A 20,973-nucleotide genomic window follows, 5' to 3' on the forward strand; every position below is an offset into this window, starting at 1 on the left:
GTGCTTTAGCTGCCGGCAGGGGGGTCTGCCACCGCTGCGGGGCGCAGGGCTTCGCCGTTGCGCAACATGCGCTGCAGCATCTGCAGCAGTTGCCGACATTCATCGTGGCTGAAGCCGGCCAGGTGGGCATTGAGCACCCCGGTCAGCACGGCCGGCACCTCGCTGGCCACGGCACGGCCCTGTTCGGTGAGCTCCAGGTGCACGCAGCGCCGGTCGGTGGTGGAGCGCACGCGCCGCAGCAGGCCCTTGGCCTCGATGCGGTCCAGCGCGCGGGTGATGGATGCCGGGTCCATGCCCAGGTCGCGCGCCAGGCTGGTGCTGCTGTTGTTGTCGCTGCACAGCAGCAGCTTGTACAGCGGCAGCCACTGCACATAGGTCAGGTCATGCTGGGCCAGTTGGCCGTCGGCCTGCTGCAGGATGGAGCTGAGCACGCGGCGCATCAGAAAGCCGGCGCTTTCCATGGGCGTGTAGCTGCCGGGGCTGTAGAAGTCCGAAGGTGGCAGCGGCAAGGTCTGGGCAGCGTCTGGAGGGGCGTCTAATTCCATGTCGGCAGTAATTGATTGTCTAGTCAATAGTTGACGCAGCAATGTATTCGATTCCGCCCCGCTCGTCGCGCCCCTGCTGCGATCAGGGACAACACCCACCGCCTGCGCCGGCCTTTATCGCCGCGTCAAAAAATCAAATTTCATAGCGGCCATAGCTTTATGCATCGGCGCCAAAGGCCTTTTTTACTCCAATTTCTTGGTGCAAGGCCTGCGCCGTGTTTTCCCTGAGCTGTCGCCTGCAAGCCCCATCCTGGGGCGCGGCGCTTTCCATAATGGTTCTTCACAGACCCATTTCAGGAGTGCTTTCGTATGCGTGCAGCAGGCAAATCCACCATCGTCACCGGCGCCGGCAGCGGCATTGGAGAAGGCATTGCGCGGCGGCTGGCCGCCGAAGGAGCGCGCCTCATCGTCAATGACATCGATGCCGCCAAGGGCGAGGCCGTGGCCGCCAGCATTCGCGCCGCAGGGGGCGAGGCCCAATTCATCCAGGCCGATATGACGCGCAGCGCCGATGTGCAGGCCCTGGTGGCGCGCACGCTGCAGCATTACGGGCGGCTGGATGTCTTCATCAACAACGCCGGTTGGACCCACCGCAACCGCCCCATGCTGGAAGTGAGCGAGGCTGAGTTCGACCGGGTGTATGCCGTCAATGTGAAAAGCATCTATCTCTCTGCCGTGCACGGTGTGCCGGCCATGCGCGCCAACCCACCGCTGGCCGATGGCAGGCCCAGCGGCGGCAGCTTTATCAATATCGCCTCCACCGCCGGCCTGCGCCCCCGGCCGGGGCTGACCTGGTACAACGGCTCCAAGGGCGCGGTGATTACCACCAGCAAGTCCATGGCGGCCGAGCTGGGGCCAGACCAGATCCGCGTGAACTGCATCAACCCCGTGTTCAACCCCGACACCGGCCTGGCTGCCGAGTTTGCCGGCGGCCCGGTGGACGATGCCCGCCGCGCCAAGTTTCTGGCCACCATTCCGCTGGGCCGTTTTTCTACTGCACAGGACGTTGCCAACGCGGCCCTGTACCTGGCCAGCGACGAGGCTGCCTTTGTCAGCGGCGTGTGCATAGAGGTGGACGGCGCACGGTGCGTGTGAACACCATGCCCTAGCCCACCCAAGGCATACCGCCTTGCGGGCACAATTGCTTTCCTATGGTCGACCGAGTGATTCCCGTACTGCCGCAGCGCCCTGCACCGCTGCAGCCCCCGCTGTCCGCTGCCGCAGCCGCGCCCTCTGGCGTGCTGCGGGATGCACTTGGCCGCTCCTTGCATGATTTGCGCATCAGCGTCACCGACCGCTGCAATTTCCGCTGTGCCTATTGCATGCCCAAGGAAATCTTCGACAAGGACTACCAGTACTACCTGCCGCATGCGTCCCTGCTTTCCTTTGAGGAAATCACCCGCCTGGCCCGCCAGTTCGCCCTGCATGGCGTGCGCAAGCTGCGCCTGACCGGGGGCGAGCCCCTGCTGCGCAAGAACGTGGAAGCCCTGATCGCCCAGCTGGCCCAGTTGCGCACCCCCGACGGCCAGCCGCTGGATTTGACGCTGACCACCAATGGATCGCTGCTGCGCCGCAAGGCCCAGGCCTTGAAGGACGCCGGCCTGCACCGCGTGACCATCAGCCTGGACGGGCTGGACGACACCGTGTTCCGCCGCATGAACGATGTGGACTTTCCCGTGGCCGATGTGCTGGATGGCATTGCCGCTGCGCGTGAGGCCGGGCTCTCGCACATCAAGGTGAATATGGTGGTCAAGCGCGGCACCAACGAGGACCAGATCCTGCCCATGGCCCGCCACTTTCGCGGCACGGGCGTGACACTGCGCTTTATCGAATACATGGACGTGGGTGCCACCAATGGCTGGTGCATGGACGAAGTCCTGCCCTCCGCCGAGGTCATCGCCCTGCTGCAGCGCGAGCTGCCCCTGGTGCCGCTGTCAGCCAGCGCACCCGGTGAAACCGCGCAGCGCTGGGGCTATGCCGGCAGCGACGGCCAGCACGACCCGGCCCTCGGTGAGGTGGGCGTGATCAGCAGCGTCACCCATGCTTTTTGCGGCGACTGCAACCGCCTGCGCCTGTCCACCGAAGGCCAGCTCTACACCTGCTTGTTTGCCAACCAGGGCTGGGATTTGCGCCAGTTGCTGCGCGATGGGGCGGGCGACGAGCAGTTGGCCGCCGCCATTGCCGCCATCTGGCAGGGCCGCAGCGACCGTTACTCCGAGCTGCGCAGCCAGCTGCCGCCCTCCTTGGCTTCGGCCACACCACAGCGGCGCATTGAGATGAGCTATATCGGGGGGTGAACAAACTCCCCCCTGAGTCGCCTACGGCGCCTTCCCCCCAAGGGGACGACACCAGCGCGGCGGAGCGGCCCTTGCGCGGTGTCTCTGCCGTGGGGTACGCCAGTTTTTTACAGCAAGAGCGCAACCCCAGCTTTTGAAGCGCCACGGGAATCCCCATGGTTACGCCATGCCTCCTCCCGAAGGACCGCATCAAAGCGCAATGACAGCGCCCACCTTCTACGCTGGCGCCCTGGCTTCACTCCCTCGCCCCTCCGGGGAGAGGGTGGGGGTGAGGGAGCGGCCAGCACGGCACGGGGCATCCCTCACGAGAGCTGTGTGCACAGCAGCGCCGCTACACTTGGCATCTTTATGCACTCTAACGCGCTCTGTACCTGCGTAAGCAGCTACGTTTTTTGAAAACGATGATTGTTGCTTCTGACATCACCGGTCTGGTACTGGCCGGCGGCCGTGGCAGCCGCATGGGCGGGGTGGACAAGGGCTTGCAGCCTTTTACCGGCCTGCCGCTGGCCCGCCACGCCCTGCAACGCCTGGCGCCCCAGGTGGGCGGCATGCTGCTCAACGCCAACCGCCACCTCGATACCTACCGCAGCTGGGGCACGCCCGTGGTGACCGACACGGAGGCCGATTACCCCGGCCCCCTGGCCGGCTTTCTGGCCGGGCTGCTGCACTGCCCCACGCCCTGGGTGCTGGCCGTGCCCTGCGATACGCCGCGCTTTCCGACCGATCTGGCCGCACGCATGGCCGCGGCGGCCCATGCTGCAGGCGCCCCGCTCGCCGTGGCGCTGGCTCCCGAAAGTGAAGCTGGCCACGCAGGTGTGCTGCGCGCCCAACCGGCTTTTTGCCTGATACACCGCAGCCTGCTGGACAGCCTGCAGCGCTTTGTCAGCGAGGGTGGCCGCAAGATTGACCGCTGGACTGCCCAACACCCGCTGGCCCAGGCCTGCTTTGACCAGGCCGGCGATGACCCGCTGGCTTTTGCCAATGCCAACACCTTGCAGGAGCTGCAGGCACTGGAAGCCCTGACCACCACGCCCACAGACCCGGAGAACGGCTGATGCCCTCTGTTGCCCAATTGCTGACCACGCTCGGCGCCCAGGCCGGCGCCATGCGCGTGGACCAGGTCCAGGCCCTGCTGCACGCCCTCGTCCGCCCCGTGACCGAGACGGAAACCCTGCCGCTGCACCAGGCCCTGGGCCGCGTGCTGGCGCAGGCCGTTATCTCACCGGTTGATGTGCCGCCGCATGACAACGCGGCCATGGACGGCTATGCCTTTGCCAGCAGCCTGCTGGCGGGCTGCGATGCCGCTACTGATGCGCCAGGCGACATCGGCCTGCCCATTGCCGGCACCGTGCTGGCCGGCCAACCCTGGCAAGAGGTCGTGCCCCCGGGCCAGGCGCTGCGCATCATGACCGGCGCCATGATGCCGCCGGGGCTGGACACCGTCGTGCCCTTTGAGCTGTGCCAGGTCGATGCCGAAACGCAGCAGGTGCGCTTTGCGGCGGCCTCCCTGCGCGCCGGTGCCAACCGCCGCCAGCGCGGCGAAGAGCTGGCCGCTGGCGCCACCGCCCTGGCTGCGGGCACCCGCCTGGGCCCGGCCGAGCTGGGCCTGGTGGCCGGCCTGGGCCTGCCCCAGGTGTGCGTGCGCCGCCGTTTGCGCGTGGCCTTGTTTTCCACCGGCGACGAGATTCTGCAACCCGGTGACGCGCCCCGCAGCGGCGCCATTTACGACAGCAACCGCTTTGCCCTGGCCGCCGCGCTGCAGCAACTGGGCTGCGAGGTGCAAGACCTGGGCGCCGTGGCCGATGAACCCGCAGCCCTGCGCGCCATCTTGCTGCAGGCCGCACAGGCCGACGCCATCATCACCAGCGGCGGCGTCAGCAGCGGCGATGCCGACCACACCCAGACCATGCTGGCCGAGCTGGGCGATGTGGCCTTTTTGCGCATCGCCATGCGCCCCGGCCGCCCACTGGCCGCCGGCCGCATGCAGGGTGTGAATGGGCAAAGCGGCCCTTTGCTGCTGGGCCTGCCTGGCAACCCCGTGGCCGCCCTGCTCAGCTTTGCCCTGCTGGCCCGCCCGGCCTTGCTGCAGGCCATGGGCATGCATACCGACCAGGCCGCACCCGCCATGCTGCAAGTGCCACTGGCCGTGCCGCTGCGCAAGCGCGCCGGCCGCACGGAATTCGTCCGCGCCACCCTGGTCCGCAATGCCCAGGGCCGGGTGGAGGCCCACCCCACCGGCAACCAAAGCTCGGCCATGCTCAGCAGTCTGGTACAGGCCGACGCCCTGCTGTGGCTGGCACATGCGCCCGGCGACCTGGATGCGGGCACCCTGGTGGACGCCCTGCCCCTGCACGGCTTGTTCTAAGAACGTGTTCAATGTCTCTACGCAGGCGCGTTGGAACGCAATCGGGATGAGTTCGAAGCGATGGAGCGCAGCTTGCACCTGTGTGCAAGCAAGCTTCAGCGCGAAGAAATCGCCCGATTTCGCTCCAACCCTGTGGGCCAGTGCCTTTGCGGGCGGTCTACTGTGTTGCGAATCCTCGCAATAGCGCGGCTATTGCTGCGGTATCGCGCCTTGTATCCCATCCCGCAAAGACGCTGGCGCGCCACGAGGAGACTTTGAACACGTTCTAAGCTAAAAGCCCTTCACGGCGAGAAAGCGCCTGCGCATAGAGGCTCTCGAACCGAGAGGCAATGGCTTGCGGGCGCATCATGGGCGAGGCCTGCATATGCCGACGCAGCTGCTGCCGGATCTCGTCAAGGTGCTCGGCATGGCTGGCCAGTTCGACCGCGCAGGCCACATAAGCATCCTCATCCACGGTAGACCATTGCTCACAGCCCAGGCTGTGCAAAATGCAATGCGTCAGCCGGCTGGCGCTGCGGCTGCCTGGCAGGGTCACCACGGGCACACCCATCCACAGGGCGTCGCAGCTGGTGGCGCCGCCCCCAAATGGAAAAGGGTCCAGCGCAATATCGATGTGGTGATAGGCCTGCAAATGCTGGGAAGTGGCCGGCTGCAGCTCAATGCGCGCGGCCTCTATGCCTTGCGACTCGAACAGGCCCAGCACCCGCCCGGCCGAGCGCGGGTCAGCCAACTGCTTGGTCTTCAGCAGCAAGCGGCTGCCGGGAACCGCATGAAGAATGCGTGCCCACAATTTGACAACCGCCACATTGAGCTTCTTGAGCTTGTTGAGCGAGCCAAATGTGATGTAGCCCTTTTCCAGCGCAGGCAGGCGGTTCACCTCGGGAGATTGCCAGTGCGGCATATAGCCCAGCGAGCCGCCCGGCACCCGCAGCAATTGCTCGGTGTGATAGTGCTCGGTCATGCCCGGCGGATCGATCCACGCATCCGTGATGCGAAAGTCCATGGCCGGCAGCCCTGTCGTTCCCAGATAGCCCAGGTAGCTCATCAACACCGGAGCAGGCTTGTGCGCCAGGGCGGTGACTCTGCTGCCCTGGGTATGGCCCAGGCAATCCACCAAGACATGCACGCCATCGCTGCGAATCAGTGCGCACAACTGGCTGTCGTCCAGGCCGTGAATGGGGCGCCACAGATGGCCGTAGCCCATGAGCTGCTGGGTGTATTCATCCACCACCGGGCTTTGCGCATAGCAAACCACTTTGACCTTGGCGGGGTCATGGCCCGCCAGCAGCGGCTCCAGGTAATGCCGCATGGCATGGGATCTGAAATCGGCAGACAGATAGCCCACCGTCATGACCGCCCCGGGTTGCCAATCCAGCGCCGGAGTCTGGGTACCTCCCCTGTGCGCCAAGGGGTACCGAAGACCCCAGCTTCTGTGCCGCTGAAACACTTCGGCATCGCTGTGGCGATCGCTATGGAGCAGGTTGAAGAGCGTGCCGCCCCATTTGTTTTGCTCCGCCTGGTCTTTGAGATTGCTGTCCAGCGCGATGGCCCTGTCATAGCACGCAGCAGCCTCCTGCTCCAGCTCTCTTTCGGCCAGCACATTCCCCAAATTATTCCAAGCCGATGCCAGCTTGGGATTGATCTCCAGGGCTTGCCGGCAGCAATGCTCTGCCTGCTCCAATTGCCCGTCCATGTGCAGCACATTGCCCAGATTGCTCAGGGCCGCTGCCGAGTAAGGCATGTGAAAAACGGCGCGCCGGTACAGGTCCATGGCGCTGAAGCCCTGCCCTTGGTCCAGCAAAATATTGCCGGTGTCATTGAGCAGCGACGACAGCCCTTGGGCCTGCAGCTCGGCCAGGCCGGCATTCCCAGCAGCCCGGATCCGCAGCAGCACCTTCTCCAGCAGGTCGATCAATGCACGGCGTGCAGGCAGAAAATGGGGCTGCAACCCAATGGCGCGCTGAAACTCCCGGGCCGCAGCCTCACTTTGCCCCAGCTGGCGCAATGCCTCGCCGTGGTTATGGGCTACCAGCGCGTCTTGACCGAATGCCTGTACCGCCTGCGCCAGATAGGGCAAAGCCAGCTCCGGCTTGCCCGTGGACAGCAGCCATTCGCCGCAAAGATATTCCATCTTGGGGCCATGTTGGGCCGTGAGCTGCTGCACGAATTGCTGCAGTTTTTCCGCGTCATGCGGGGCCTGCAGTTGCTGCTGCAGCGACTGCATGACCGCTTCATCGATTTCACTCATGGTGTGTCCCGGAAAAGCCGTTGTAGAGACTGTGCAGGCTGCGACCCTGCTTTGCCTTGTGCCCCCAGGGGTGCACCAGGCACCCACGGGGGCGGTACTCAAAACTGGTAGGAGGCGCTCAGCCATACCCGCGTACGGTCTGCATCCGGCTCGGACTGCGAAGCCGCCGAGCCATTGCGCCGCGCCACGGCCAGGTCCAGCTTGACGGGCTTGGCGTCATAGCGCACGCCCAGGCCACGGCCGGCAATGGAGCGGGTGTTGTGCCCCTGCGACCAGGGCGACTTGTTCAGGTGCACCGAGCCCGCATCCACAAACACATAGGGCTGCCAGGCCGGAGCAAGCTGCCAGCGCAGCTCCAGCTGGGCCAGCCAGCCCCGGTCTCCTATGGCCTCCCCCGTGGGCCAGCCGCGTACCCCGGTGCTGCCACCCAGCGTCATCTTCTCGGAGCCATCCAGGTTTTTGTTTGCCCATTGCGCGGAAACGCGCCCATACACGCTCCAGTTGCTCACCACGGATTGAATCCGGGCCGCATCCAGGTTGAGGCGGTTGTAGCGGCCGGCCGTGCGGGCAGTGAGGTGGTCGATCTCCAGCTGATCGTCACGCAGCTTGAGGTCACCGGCATGCAAGGTCATGCTCCCCCAGCTCACGGCATGGGGTTCGATCAAATCGCCGCTCAGGCTCAGCACCACGGCCTTGACGTTTTTGCGCTCGGAGCTGTGCAACGCATCGCGGTGATCGCGCAGCGTCCGGTACTGCCAGCCCGCAGAGGTCCGGATGTTGGCGTTTTGCGTGCGCAGCAGCGGATAGCTGGCCCCCAGGAAAAAAGTGTCGGCCGTGCCATGTGCATCCAGTGCCGAGAACTCCTTGCCCAGTTGGTAGTCGGTGCGGCTGAGCTGGGTTTGCAGCCGCCAGCCATCGACACCCAGGGGCAGGCTGTAGCTGGCCGCGGCTTGCCAAGTCTTTTCCCGCGTGCCCAGCACATCGATGCTCGCCTGGTCTCCAAAAACCAGCCCCGGCTGGAACTCCAGGCCAGCGCTCAGGCGCTCACGGCCGGAATAGCGGTTGCCATAGTTGTCCAAGGCCACCTGGCCCTTCCAGCGGTCGGTGGGCTCGGCCTCCAGCAGCAAATCTGCCTCACCCACATTGGCCCCCGGTCGCAACACGGAACGCGTGCTGAGGCCGGGCAGATCCGTCAACAGCAGCAGGCTGCGGTGCAGCTGCGCCTGCGTCACGGCCTGCCCTGGCTGCATGGACGCCAGCCAACGCTGCGCAGAAGCGACCACGGCATTGTCACTGCTCTGCGCCAGCACCTGGCCATAACGACCTTCCAGCACATTGATCTGCAGCACGCCGCTGGAGAGGTCTTGCTCGGGCAACCAGGCCCGGGCCACCAGATAGCCCTGGTCCTGCAAATAATGCGTCACCTGCTGCGCGAGGGCACGCAGGCCGTTGAGGTCCAGCGATTGGCCTATGACCTGGTCCAGACCTGTGGCGGCACGCAAGCGCACCATGTCAACGCCCAGGACCTCTTGCACGCGCACCTCACGCAGCACCACACGGGGCCCTGCAGTCGGTGCGCCATCTGCCTTGCGCTCATCCTTGAACGCCTCCGGCAATGCCGGCGCAGCCGCCGGAGGTGCCGGTGCGGGCCGGTTTTCCTGCAGCAGCCTGCCGGCATCCGGTGGGCGCACATGCTGCGCCTCCGCCGGAAGCAAAAGCCCCATCCAACCCACAAACCCTAAAAAACAACTTTGACGAACTGCATGAGGTGGCACAAAGATCTCCCAGCGTGAGCGATTTTTTTCAGAAGGCATGCGTACAACCTCAGTTCAGTTGTTGCAGTTGTTGGGAGGGAGGCTTGGCGCCTTGCACCGTCAGATCCAGCTTGGACTGCGGTGGCTCGGGGAAGTCTCTGTCCTCGTGCTCAATGGCATTGCGTGCCAGCCAGATGGGCTCGGGGATCACAGGCGTCACGGCTTGTTGGGTGATGTCCGCCAGCGCCGTCAACGAGGGCGCAAAGCTGTAGTTGCCCGCATCGGCCCCCGCCAGGGTGATGCCGCGAATGGTCACCGTTTTGCCCCACCCCACGCTTTCCGTATCGAAGCTGCCAACCCCACCCACACTTAGCACATCGCCCGCAATGTGGTCATCTGACAGGCTGATGTGGACGCTGGTGTTGCCGTCATAAGCCTTGCCGCTGGCCGTGGCCACCACATTCAGCGCCCGCTGCGCGACGTCGGCCTGGGTGGTGGCCGTGGTGTTGAAGCTGTAGTTGCCTGCATCGGCACCGGCCAGGGTGATGCCACCCACTGTGACGGTCTTGCCCATGCCGGCGTTCTTGTCGTCAAAGCTGCCGTTGCCGGCCAGGGTCAGCACATCGCCGGCAATGCGGTCATCGGTAAAACTCAGCTGGGCCAAGGTGCTGCCGTCATAGACCTTGCTGGCCGCCGTGGCCGCCACATTCAGCGCCCGCTGCGTGATGTTGGCCCGGGTGGTGGCTGTGGTGTTGAAGCTGTAGTTGCCGGCATCGGCACCGGCCAGGGTGATGCCGCCCACGGTGACGGTCTTGCCTGCTCCGGCGTTCTTGTTGTCAAAATTGCCACCGCTGTGGCCAACGCTCACATCATCGCCAGCGAGGTAGTTGCCCACCAGCGTGGCAGTGGCCAAGGTGTTGCCGTCATAGACCTTGTCGCTGGCCGTGGCCGTGACGGTGAGAACGCGTGGCGTAATGTCTGCGGCCCCTGCGGGCGCCAACGCCTGGCCGTCGCGGTACAGCGTGCTGTTTTGTGTCCCGTTAAAGCCGGTGATCCGCAAAGGCGTTGTAGTCACGACCTTGTTTTTTCCCACGTTCTTGTCGGCAAACTGGAAAACATCAGGCGCTCTGCGCAGATTGCTGTCGTTGTGGAAATCCAGCCCCTGTAAATCGGCCCATGCATCGGCACCTACTAGACCGTCGTAAACCTTGTCCTTCGCCCACAAGGTGGCGCTCAGCCTATGGCTATCGATTTGCAAATCCCCCGCCAGCATCTTGGACAACAGAATGATGCCGGCCTCTGCATTGGCGATGCCTTTGCCGTCCCGCACCTGCAGCTTCACAGTGCCTGTGCCTGCATCAATGGTGGTGCCGCGCTCCTGAATGATGTTCCCAGGCCCCTTGTCTCGGTGCGCATCCACCACGCCGCTGGCGGCTGTGTCGTTGGCCACCAGGGTGAGGTTGCCATCGCCGGTGTGCATATCGGCCTTGAGCAAGATGGAGCGGCCGGCCTGCAGCGTCAGATCGCCGCCCTTGGCGCTGCTCACCTTCAAGGCATCGAGCAGGCTGATATCGGTGTTGGCCTGCAAGGTGACTTGCGCGCCCGTGGCCAGCAGATTGGCCAGCGTGCTGACGTTGAGGGTGTAGTCCGATCCGGGGTCCAGTGCATAGACCAAAGGACTGGGTTGTCCCCGACTCAAAATATCGACGCGACCACGTTGGGCGTTGTAGTGGGGCGAAGCCACCAGAACAGCGCCATTGCTGAGCTCGTGAACACCATCGGTCGGGTCCCACTCCCACAAATCCGTCGCCCCCATATGGTCCTCAGTACGCACACCGACCAAGCTATTGCGACTGCCGACCACCCCCATGGTGCCTGCTGTGCCATTGCCCAAAGTCACAGCCCCTGCTTCTGCTTCCGTGCCATTCGCCCACGCCGAGCTGAGTACCACATAATCGCCATTCGAAAGGGCTGCAACGCCATCAAGGCCAACCTCGTCACCCACCTGGCTACCCACCAGACTGTTGTTGCTGCTGACCACGCCGGTGATACCGGCTGCGCCATCGCCCCAGGTCACCGCTCCCGCTTTTTTTGCTGTGCCATTGGCCCAATTGGAGCTGACCACCACATAGTTGCCATTGGTGAGCGCTGTGACCTGCGTCCCCCATCCCTTCCCCACCCTGTCACCCTCTTGGCTGCCGACCAGACTGTTGCGGCTGTTGATCTCCCCCTTAATCCCCGTAAGCCCATTAGCCCAGGTCACCGCTCCTGCCTCTTTGACCGAGCCATTGGCCCAGCTGTAGCTGGCCACCACATAGTTGCCATTATTGGTAAGGGCCGTCACATCCCACCCCACCTGGTCACCCTCTTGGCTTCCCACCAGGCTGTTGCTACTGCTGACTTCACCAGTCATCCCCTTGGTTCCATCGGCCCAGGTCACCGCGCCTGCATTTTTTGCCGAGCCATTGGCCCAACTAGAACTGGCCACCACGTAGTTGCCATTGCTCAACTCCGTGAGTGCGTAGTAGGAGCTCCCCACCAAGTCGCGCTTTTGACTCCCCACCAAGCTGTTGCCGCTGCTGACTACACCCGCAATACCTTTCAGCCCATCACCCCAGGTAACCGCCCCCGCTTCGGTTGCAGTGCCATTGGCCCATTTGGAACTACTCACCACGTAGTTACCATTGCTCAGCGTCCAGATTTGGGTGCCCACATAGTCACCGACTTGGCTACCCACCAAGCTGTTGTTGCTGCTAACCGCCCCTTTAACTCCTGCGGTGCCACTGCCCCAGGTTGCGGCACCGGCCGTGGCGGTTGCGCCATTGGCCCAAAGACTGCTTTGCACCACATAGTTGCCATTGGTGAGAGCCGTAACCCCTCCAAAACCTACACGATCCTTGGCTTGGGTTCCCACCAGGCTATTGCTGCCGCTGACGACGCCGGACACGCCTTGAGTACCACTCCCCCAAGTCACCGCACCTGCTGCTGCTTGTCCCGCATTCGTCCAATCCGGTGCAATGACTACGTAGCTGCCATTGCTGAGCGCCGTAATGTAGAGGCCCACCCGGTCCCACTTGTTGCTACCGATCAGACTGTTGCTGCTGTTGACCTCACCGACAGTGCCGCCAAAACCATTTCCCCAGGTCGCTGCACCGACCTGTGAGACGCTCCCATCGGCCCAGCTCCAGCTGCTCGCCACATAGTGGCCATTCGTGAGTGCTGTGACACCACCAGCACCAATTTCATCGTAGGCCTGGCTCCCCACCAAGCTGCTGCTGATCTCACCCACGGTGCCATTCAAGCCGTCACCCCAGGTCACCGCCCCTGCCTGTTGGAGCGAGCCCTTGTCCCAGTATGGACTGGCTACCACGTAATTGCCGTTGCTCAGGGCCACAACGCTATTCGGGTTCTTCAAGTTCCCCAAAATCCCTATCTGATCTCCGGCCGTGCTACCCACCAAGCTGTTGCTGCTGCTGACCACGCCAAACACACCTGCGGCACCACTCCCCCAGGTCACGGCTCCGGCCTTTTTCTCTGCGCCATTGGCCCAATTTCCGCTGGTTACCACATAGTTGCCATTGCTTAGTTCTGTAATGCCATCCCACCCCACCTTGTCACCCGCCTGACCGCCGACCAAACTATTGCTGCTGTTGACCTCTCCGGTCACTCCTGCAGCACCACTGCCCCAAGTGACAGCACCTGCGAAATTCCCCCAGTAGAAGCTGCGAACCAGATAATTTCCGTTACGCAGCACGGTAACTTCGTCTAGATCACCTCCTAGCAGCGCATCTTGTCCGCTCCCCACCAGGCTGTTGCTGCTGCTGACCATGCCGCTGACCCCGGCCGTACCACTGGCCCAGGTCACCGCTCCCGCCTTTGTGGCTGAGCCATTGGCCCAGTAGGAGCTGACCACCACATAGTTGCCATTGCCCACAGGGATGATGCTGGGGTCAGGGTCCCCGTCATTGCGCAGCCCGACCTTGTCGCCGGCTTGGCTGCCCGTCAGCGTGGAGACCAGCGTGCCATCCAGCTTGTACAGACGCACAGCGCCGGCATTCGTGGCAACGGTGTTGTCATAAGGTGAGGCCACGGCGACATAGCCATTGCTCACCTCCACAGCTCCGCTCGCGCCGTGCATATCGTCCGGCTGAGGATTCGCATAAGCCAGCGGCGTGACCGTGTAGCTGGGGCTATTGGCTCCATTGCTGATGGTGATGTTCTTGGGGTCCAGCAGCACCTGCCCCGCCCGGCCCTTGGCCGCCGTCACATCCACCTGGGCCGCAAACGCCAGCGCCCCTTTGCTCGAGGCCTCCACCTTGCCACCATGGCCGCCTTGGGCACCGCCCTTGGCATCGATCTTGGCGGCCACGCCCGTGCCTTGTTCGGACCACACCACCACCATGCCGCCATCCCCTTGGCCCGTGGCATTGGCGCTGAGCTGGCTGCCGGCCGTCACCGTGGTGCTGGCGGCATTGCGGATGTCGGCATCGCCCCCTTGCCAGCCACCACCCACACGCACGCGGCCACCGCCTTGGGCGCCATTGGCGCTGAGCTGGGCGCCGGCCAGCGTCAGCTTCTGGGCCGTAACCGAGACATCACCGCCCACACCGCTGTGGCTGCTGTCGGCACGGCTGCTGCCCGAGAGATAGGCGCTGGCACCGCCATCGATGCGCACGCTGCCACCGCCTTGCGTGCCGCTGGCATTGAGCTGGGCCGCTGCGGTCTGCTCCAGGCTCTGGCTGCTCTGTAGATGGATGCTTCCGCCCTTGCCGTGGCTACCCGTGGCACTCCACTGGCCCGCATCGACCATGGCCCGGCCGCTGGCTTCGATGTGCCCCCCACTCTGGCCATCGACCTTGAGCTGGCCGGTCTGCACAATGGCTCCGCCTTCGGCACTCAGCCTGATGCTGCCGCCCTGGGCCTGCAAGCTGCTGGCCTCGATCAACCCAGTCTGGTTCACCACCGCATTGCCCAGATTGGCGGCCGCCTTGGCGCTGAGCAGCACATGGCCGCCCTCCACCACAATGGCGCCGCCGTTGGCGATCTGTGCATTCAGCGCACCCTGGCTGATTTGCATCTGCACCGGGCCACCAAAGTCCAGCGTCACGGCCTGGCCAGCGCCGAGCAGCACATTCCCGCCCGGGGCCTTGATCTGGCCGTCGTTGACGATGCGGGCCGCCACCAGGGCCACATGGCCGCCCTGGGTCGCTTCAATCTTGCCCTGGTTGATGATGGCCTGGGTGCTGCTGCCGCTGAGCTGGTAGCGCCCCGCCATAAAGTCCGCATCGCTGAGCTTGAGCGTGCTGGCCAGCAGGCCGCCCACATTCACCTGGGCCGTGGGGCTGAACACCACGCCATTGGGGTTGAGTAGGAACACCTGGCCATTGGCACGCAGGGCACCCTGGACGGAGCTCACATCCGCACCCAGCACCCGGTTCAGCGCCACAGCACTGGCCGAGGGCTGGTTGAACTGCACGCTGTGGCCTGCGCCGATGTTGAAGCTTTGCCAGTTGGCAACCAGGCGATCACTGCCCTGGTTGACGGTGAGCTGCGTGCCGCTTTGGCTGATCTGACCCTTGCCTGCAACCACCTGCCCGCCCGTGGGCAGAGCCTGGGCCATGACCACGCCTGCGCCGACCAGGGCGGACACCAGCACGCTGAGTCTGGCGATCCACCGCATGGGCGCCGCAGGACCTGATTCGGACCGTGATCCACCCGATGCGGAACCCGACACAGAAGCCGTCTCGGGAACCACCACCACGCATTGCTGCGCATGACTCCAGATGGTGCGATAGATGTGGTTCATACGAGCCTTCCGCCTTGAATTGAATCAGTTGGAAAAAATCGTAACAATCGACTATCTGAATCAACTTCGCTTATTTCTCGTACTTTTGTAGTCCCCTCCTCACATAAGCTGTCGTCTTCTGCGCAGTACATAGGCATGTGCTGCCAAGCACTGCCACCGCTTTTTTTGAAAACGCAGAAACCCCCAAGCGACCGCTTCAAGCACCCCGGGTTTGAAGGCCTGGCCACGTTGACACCGTCCTGCGTGGAAAGAGAGCGCCTGAGAGAGCGGGAGCGCAACAAGCGCAAAAAGCAATCTGCGTGGATGCAGACACAGATGCAGATGCCATCGGGCCCCGCACAAGGTGCTGTACGCCTCTGCCAATACCGTTCCAGATGCGCTTGCGTGCGGCACAGCTTGGCTTGGTACGCCTGGGTTTGCCGTGCTGCCGGGGTATTTTTTGTACGGCAGAAACGACAATGCCCGCTATAAAGCGGGCATTGTGTGCGGCAAGCTCTGGTGGTGCTTGCCTGGATTTGGTAGGCGCGATTGGACTCGAACCAACGACCCCCACCATGTCAAGGTGGTGCTCTAACCAGCTGAGCTACGCGCCTGTCGTTGAAGCTGCAATTGTAGCAGGCCTATTTGAAGCTTTTGCGCTCGCCGTGCATTTTTTGTCTGCCGCGCTGCGGCTTAGGGCACCAACGCAGCATCCTGCAGCTGGCGCCGCCACAATGTCTGCAGCCTTTCTTGTGAGACCTATGCAATTCACTCAACCCGGTATCTTGGCTCCGCTGCCCACTGTGGGCCGCTATGTATTTTTCTCCGTGCAGGGCAATGCCTCTGCCCTTCATTCCGCGCTGGGCCAATTGCGTGTGCACGCCGACGGCCTGCACACAGTCGTGGCCATAGGCCCTGCACTGGTGCAGGCGGTTTCCAGCGAGGTGCCCGGCCTGCGCGCCTTTCCGGCACTGCAAGGTGTGGCTCCTGCGCATTCCGCACACACCGACTCGGCCCTGTGCCTGTGGCTGCGGGGTGAAGAGCGCGGCGAGCTGCTACTGGCCACCCGCCGCCTGGTGGAGCTGCTTGCCCCCGCCTTTGCACTGGAGCGCGTGGTTGACGCCTTCCGCCACGGCCATGGTCCCAATGGCTATGGCCGCGATCTGACGGGCTACGAAGACGGCACCGAAAACCCGGTGGATGCACAGGCCGAAGCCGCAGCCTGTTTCCATTGCAGCACCATGGGCCTGCATGGCTCCAGCTTTCTGGCGCTACAGCAATGGGAGCACAACATACCCGCCTTCCATGCAATGCAGCCCCATGCACGCGACCATGCGATGGGCCGGCGCCTCAGCGACAACGAAGAGCTGGACGATGCGCCGGAGTCCGCCCATGTCAAACGCACCGCGCAGGAAAGCTTTGAACCCGAGGCCTTTTTGGTGCGCCGCTCCATGCCCTGGTGGAGCCACCCCAGCGATGGCAAGGACCGCATGGGCCTGATGTTTGCGGCCTTTGGCCATTCGCTGGACGCCTTCGAGGCCCAATGGCGCCGCATGCTGGGTCTGGACGACGGCATTGCCGATGCCCTGTTCCAGTTCTCGCAGCCCCTGACGGGCAGCTACTACTGGTGCCCACCGATGCAGCAAGGCCAGCTGGATTTGCGCTTGCTGGGGGTGTGAAACCCAAGACCTCTGAACGCGTAGCGCATCGCGTCAGACAGGAGCACCAGGGCCAGAAACCACTCTGCCGCGACAAGGCGCGGCAGAAAGAGGAGCACGGGGGCGAGCCGCTCACAACGGCGGCACACCCCCAGCTCTGCCCCACACTCAGGCTTCGAGCAGGCGCACGCCCTTTCTGACCTTGAAGGCCAGCAAGACCATGACCAGGCCCAGTAGCACGGCGTACAGGGCCAGCACCCACAGCATGGCCATCATGCCGGCTCCGGGCTGGGCCAGCACAAAACCGCCGAACAGCACAGACATGGCGCCGCCCAACACCAGCAGCCACTCGCCCCGGATCTCCTTGCGCAGGCGCAGCGCCGCAATGATTTGCATCACGCCGGTGACCAGGGCCCAGGCTGCGATGTAAATCGTCATCACCAGGGCGGTCACGGCTGGCGCCACCACGGTCAGCACGCCAACGATCACACCCACCAGACCCCAAAGCATCAGCACCCACCAATGGCCGCCCAGGCCCCGGCCACGGATGGCCGCGTACATGCCCAAAATGCCGTCAACAAAGGTGAAAACACCAAAGGTCAGCATCAGCGCCACCAGAGAAACCCCGGGCTGGGCAAAGGTCAGCACGCCAAATGCAATGGCCACCAGGCCACGCAGCAGCAGCACCCACCAGGTGCGATGAAGAAGAATGGACAGGGGGTTGCGTGCCATAAAGGGTTCCTTGAAATGGGGGGCGAACAATGCCCGAATGCATAGACATTGCCGTCGACGTAGGCAGGCGTTTGTAGGCTGAGCGCCCAAACCCTCCGCACAAAAAGCCACCCTTGATGTACATCAAGCAGCATGAGCCCTCCTCGCCCAGTCTGGGCAAAAGCCGCGAGGCCGCAAAGCGCGCGCCTCCAGCCGGACCCAGCGATCACCCCGCTTTATGCGGGCGATCCCTGCAATGCCCACAGGCCGGCATGGTGGCCGCGCACAAAGGCCTCTTCCAGCACCGAGTAGCCGGCCCAGTCGCTGTGGGCAAACACCAGGCGCTCGGCCTGCGGCAGCGGCAAAAGCGGCACGCGCTCACCATTCCATAGCTGCTTACGTGCTCCACCACTGCTTTGCAGGGCGATTTGGCTCAAAAACTGTTGATCACCAGGCCGGGGGATGGCCATGGCATGGCCGTAGCGGGTGATCTCCATGCGCGTGGCGCGTGCCAGCAGATCGGCGTGCGGGGCACCCAGGCTGGCCACGATGCGATCGCGCCAAAAGGTCCAGGGTTGCTGCAGCAGTTGCTGGCGCCCGTCGGGCCAGTCGCCCAGGGCCTGGTAGTAGCTCAGCACCGTGGGCTGGCGGCGCAGCCGGTCCAGGCGCTGGTGGCCGGCATCCACATAGCCCAGGCCACCGGCATTCGGGTCTTGGTAGAGCACATTGTCCCAGGCCGGCTCGGCCCCGGGGTAATCGGCCAAAGGCCGGTCCAGGTGCAGATTGGCCACCAGCCAGGGCGCCCAGGAAAGGCGCTGCGCCAGGCTCTGCACAAAGCCCGGGGCATTGCGCACCACGCGCGCAGCCACCCAGCTGGGCAGGGCCACCACGCAGCGCGCGGCCTGCCAGCGCACATGCTGCTGCCGGACATGGTCATAGCCGTCCACCTGCACACCGTCGCGCTGTGCGGTGATGGCCAGCACGCTGCAGTCGCTGCGCTGCTGCACATGGCTGAGGCGCTGCACCAGCTGCTGCACCAGCCAGCCATTGCCCTGGGCCCAGGTCAGCACCTGGTCACCGCCCTCCTCGTTTGCAGGCGCTTCACCGCCACGACGCGGCGTATGAAAGCCGCGCCGGCTGGCGAAGTAGTGCACGCCGGCCCAGGCCGAGACGCGGGCAATGCCGGCGCCAAAATCATCGCGGCAGCAGTAATCCAAATACCACAGCAGTTGGGGGTCATCGATACCCTGGACCGCCAGCCACAGGTCAAAGCACTGGCCATCCAGAGCCGCGTGCGATGGCGCCAGCGCACCGCCTTGCCAGCAACGCGCCGCCGGCAGAGAAAAGCGCGCCGCAGCCGATGCGGCCTGCACCAGCCGCTCCCATTGCTGGTATTGCTGCAGCGTGCGCGGGGCCACGCCCTCCACGGGCAGCAGGCCTTCGCTCCATTGGCCATTGCGGTAGTGGCGCTCCTGCGGGCTGTGGCAAAGATGGCGCTCGTCATACTGCCAGCGCCCGGCCACGCGCTGGCGCAGACCCAGCTCCTGCAGCCAGTCCTGCACCTCGGGCGCATCGTCGCTGGGCAGGGGCAGGTAATGCGCGCCCAGTGGACAAGCCACGCCTGCCACGCTGCCGCCCTGGCTGTTGCCGCCCATGCGCTCCTGGGTGTCCAGCAACACGGCAGCCACACCCTGCTGGTCCAGCACCCGCGCGGCCGCCAGGCCTGCCAGACCACCGCCGGCAATCACCACCGGCACGCGGTGCACCACGGCGGGTGTGGGCAGTTCCAGCCCCTGGACCAGGCGCTGCCAGAACGGCCGCAGGCTGTGGCCGCGCTCCAGGGCCGTGCCGCTGTAGCCGCCCGCCAAATCTTGCAGCTGCGGCGCGGGCGGCGTGCAGCCAGCCAGAGCCAAGGTGCCCGCCCCCATGGCCTGCAGCCATTGGCGGCGCTGCAGCACCGGTCCGCCGCGTGCTACCTGATTCAATGCGCCACCTTGCCCCATTCCTGCTCGTAGGTATGCACCAGCACCTGGTTGGACAAACGATTCACCTCGGCCGGCACACGGTCCATATCCAGCGGGAAATTCACCATCTGCGCCAGCGTGGGCAGGGTCAGAAAACGCAGGCCCTCCGGCAGCGCTTGCGGCATGCGCCAGGGCCGGCGGCTGGCCAGCACAAAGCCCCATTCACCAAAGCTGGGCACATGCACGTGGTAGGGCGTGGTGGCAAAGCCCACCGACTCAATCGTCTGCACCACGGTCCAGAAGCTCTGGCGTGCAATCAGTGGCGAGGTGGTCTGCACCACGGCATAGCCGCTGGCGGCCAGGCGCTGGTTCAGCAGCGCATAAAAACTGTTGGTGAACAGCTTGCCAATGGCAAAGTTGGTGGGATCGGGGAAGTCCACGATGACGACGTCGAACACCTCAGACGTCTGCTGCAGCCACTGGAAAGCATCGGTGTTGACGATGGACACACGCGGGTCATTCAACACCCTGCCATTGAGGGCGCTCATCAAGGGGTTGTGGGTGAACAGCGCGGTCATGGCCGGGTCCAGCTCCACCAGGGTGACGGCTTGCACACCGGGGTATTTGAGTACTTCGCGCACGGCCATGCCATCGCCACCGCCCAGCACTGCTACTTTCTTTGGAGCGCCATGTGCAGCCATGGCAGGGTGTACAAGGGCTTCGTGGTAGCGGTACTCGTCACTTTGCGCAAACTGCAGATTGCCATTGAGGTACAGGCGCGCGCCCTGGCGCCCCTGGGTGACCACGATGCGCTGGTAGGCGCTGCTGCTGCTGAGCACGATGCGGTCCTGGTAGAAATGGTCATCGGCAATGCGCGTCAAATGCTCCGCCCCCCAGATGCCCGTGCCCAGCGTTGCCAGCACGGCCGCACAGCTCCAGGCATGGGCGCGGAAGTTGCGCAGCTCATGGCGAAACAGCCACAGCGCCCACACGGCCACGGCCGCGTTCATAAAGCCGAACAGCAGGCCGGTGCGCACCAGACCCAGCTGCGGCACCAGCACCAGCGGAAACGCCAGCGACACAGCCAGCGCGCCCAGGTAGTCGAAGGTGAGCACCTGCGACACCAAATCCTTGAGCGAGGCATTGCGCTTGAGGATGCGCATCACCAGCGGAATCTCCAACCCCACCAGCGCACCCACCAGCAGCACCATGCCGTAGAGCAAAAAGCGAAAAGCCCCGGGCACATAGGCATTGGCCAGAAACAGCACCGCAGGCAAGGCACCGCCAATCAAGGCCACCAGCAGCTCGACACGCAGAAAATGCGCCGGCAGCTGGTCTTCAAAATAGCGCGACAGCCAGGAGCCAATGCCCATGGCAAACAGATAGGTGCCGATGATGGTGGAGAACTGCAGCACCGAGTCCCCCAGCAGATAGGACGCCAGCGCCCCCGCCGCCAGCTCATACAGCAAGCCGCAGGCCGCAATCACGAACACGCTGGCCAGCAGCGCCACATCCATAGACCGGGGCCCTGCGCGCTGCGCCACTGCTTTCACATTCACCACATCATCCATGGACTCTTTCCATCTCGCTCCGCACCAGAACCGCCTCGTGCTGGCAACCCCTCACCCCTCCCCTCTCCCCGAAGG

General features: G+C 64.3%; 12 protein-coding genes and 1 tRNA gene. 5 read left to right on the plus strand and 8 right to left on the minus strand.

What is annotated here, in order from left to right:
- Positions 1 to 5: 5 nt before the first annotated feature.
- On the minus strand, positions 6 to 545 hold the full coding sequence (locus tag ACA027_RS14450; protein WP_370678907.1) for a MarR family winged helix-turn-helix transcriptional regulator: 540 nt from the start codon (positions 543 to 545) through the stop codon (positions 6 to 8).
- 309 nt (positions 546 to 854) lie between these two features.
- Between ACA027_RS14450 and ACA027_RS14455 the strand changes: the two genes are divergently transcribed.
- The 4 genes from ACA027_RS14455 (at position 855) to glp (ending at position 5,207) form a co-directional block, all read left to right on the plus strand.
- Positions 855 to 1,640, plus strand: a complete 786-nt coding sequence (locus ACA027_RS14455; RefSeq protein WP_370678908.1) for an SDR family oxidoreductase — start codon at positions 855 to 857, stop codon at positions 1,638 to 1,640.
- A 56-nt stretch (positions 1,641 to 1,696) separates the two neighbouring features.
- A complete protein-coding gene (gene moaA, locus ACA027_RS14460) occupies positions 1,697 to 2,842 on the plus strand; it encodes a GTP 3',8-cyclase MoaA (protein ID WP_370678909.1) in 1,146 nt (381 codons plus the stop codon).
- 401 nt (positions 2,843 to 3,243) lie between these two features.
- A complete protein-coding gene (mobA, locus tag ACA027_RS14465; RefSeq protein WP_370678910.1) occupies positions 3,244 to 3,897 on the plus strand; it encodes a molybdenum cofactor guanylyltransferase MobA in 654 nt (217 codons plus the stop codon).
- On the plus strand, positions 3,897 to 5,207 hold the full coding sequence (gene glp, locus ACA027_RS14470) for a gephyrin-like molybdotransferase Glp (RefSeq protein ID WP_370678911.1): 1,311 nt from the start codon (positions 3,897 to 3,899) through the stop codon (positions 5,205 to 5,207). Before mobA ends, glp begins: the two co-directional genes overlap by 1 nt.
- Before the next feature lie 265 nt (positions 5,208 to 5,472).
- Here the strand turns inward: glp and ACA027_RS14475 are convergent, their stop codons facing one another.
- The 4 genes from ACA027_RS14475 to ACA027_RS14490 form a co-directional block, all read right to left on the minus strand.
- The gene (locus tag ACA027_RS14475) at positions 5,473 to 7,455 is read right to left on the minus strand and encodes a tetratricopeptide repeat protein (protein WP_370678912.1); all 1,983 of its coding nucleotides are present in this window, start codon (positions 7,453 to 7,455) and stop codon (positions 5,473 to 5,475) included.
- Between the two features lie 98 nt (positions 7,456 to 7,553).
- Positions 7,554 to 9,179, minus strand: a complete 1,626-nt coding sequence (locus ACA027_RS14480) for a ShlB/FhaC/HecB family hemolysin secretion/activation protein (protein WP_370678913.1) — start codon at positions 9,177 to 9,179, stop codon at positions 7,554 to 7,556.
- A gap of 100 nt (positions 9,180 to 9,279) precedes the next feature.
- Positions 9,280 to 15,015 (minus strand): YDG domain-containing protein, encoded by a 5,736-nt coding sequence (locus ACA027_RS14485; protein WP_370678914.1) that lies wholly within the window; start codon positions 15,013 to 15,015, stop codon positions 9,280 to 9,282.
- Positions 15,016 to 15,531: 516 nt separating this feature from the next.
- Positions 15,532 to 15,608, minus strand: a tRNA-Val gene (locus ACA027_RS14490).
- Between the two features lie 147 nt (positions 15,609 to 15,755).
- Here ACA027_RS14490 and ACA027_RS14495 point away from each other — a divergent pair.
- The gene (locus tag ACA027_RS14495; RefSeq protein WP_370678915.1) at positions 15,756 to 16,673 is read left to right on the plus strand and encodes a Dyp-type peroxidase; all 918 of its coding nucleotides are present in this window, start codon (positions 15,756 to 15,758) and stop codon (positions 16,671 to 16,673) included.
- Between the two features lie 147 nt (positions 16,674 to 16,820).
- Here the strand turns inward: ACA027_RS14495 and ACA027_RS14500 are convergent, their stop codons facing one another.
- The 3 genes from ACA027_RS14500 to ACA027_RS14510 all read right to left on the minus strand — a co-directional run bounded on the left by ACA027_RS14500 (position 16,821) and on the right by ACA027_RS14510 (position 20,898).
- Entirely contained in the window at positions 16,821 to 17,384 is a 564-nt protein-coding gene (locus ACA027_RS14500) for an HdeD family acid-resistance protein (RefSeq protein WP_370678916.1), read from the minus strand.
- A 215-nt stretch (positions 17,385 to 17,599) separates the two neighbouring features.
- The gene (locus ACA027_RS14505) at positions 17,600 to 19,366 is read right to left on the minus strand and encodes an FAD-dependent oxidoreductase (protein ID WP_370678917.1); all 1,767 of its coding nucleotides are present in this window, start codon (positions 19,364 to 19,366) and stop codon (positions 17,600 to 17,602) included.
- Positions 19,345 to 20,898 (minus strand): polyamine aminopropyltransferase, encoded by a 1,554-nt coding sequence (locus tag ACA027_RS14510; RefSeq protein WP_370678918.1) that lies wholly within the window; start codon positions 20,896 to 20,898, stop codon positions 19,345 to 19,347. The genes ACA027_RS14505 and ACA027_RS14510 overlap by 22 nt, the downstream gene beginning before the upstream one ends.
- Between the last annotated feature and the right edge of the window lie 75 nt (positions 20,899 to 20,973).

The organism is Comamonas sp. GB3 AK4-5, assembly GCF_041320665.1.
Lineage (GTDB): Bacteria > Pseudomonadota > Gammaproteobacteria > Burkholderiales > Burkholderiaceae_C > Comamonas.